Below are 305 nucleotides of genomic sequence, written 5' to 3'. Positions count from 1 at the left end.
AGGGGGTTCGTCTGACGAATTGTCAGGCGCCTAGCGATGCTTGGGAAGCGCTACGACGAGGGCGCTGGGCAAATGCCCGGCAGCGGAGCGGCCATTCGCCCACAAATGTTCACAAATGCCCTGGAACCCGGCATTCCAGGCCGCAGTCAACTGTGACGTGCGCTGTGGACCTGCCCGTCCGCAGCTGATGCCCGCCACCGTTCCGGCGCGGGCCCCATCAGATTCACAGGTTTATTTCGACGAGGCCGAACTCATGAAAAAGCTGCTGATCACCTCTACCGCTGCTGTGATGCTGTCGATGGCCA

General features: G+C 61.3%; 1 protein-coding gene. It reads left to right on the top strand.

The features are described from left to right. Positions 1 to 115: 115 nt before the first annotated feature. On the top strand, positions 116 to 305 hold a 190-nt coding region (locus FS767_RS23095), incomplete at its 3' end, for a hypothetical protein (protein WP_218571745.1).

It is taken from the genome of Pseudomonas sp. DE0010 (genome assembly GCF_007680745.1).
In the GTDB taxonomy this organism is placed as follows: Bacteria; Pseudomonadota; Gammaproteobacteria; order Pseudomonadales; family Pseudomonadaceae; genus Aquipseudomonas; species Aquipseudomonas parafulva_B.
Note: the sequence above shows the minus strand (reverse complement) of the source record. Positions and strands in the feature narration are given on the sequence as shown.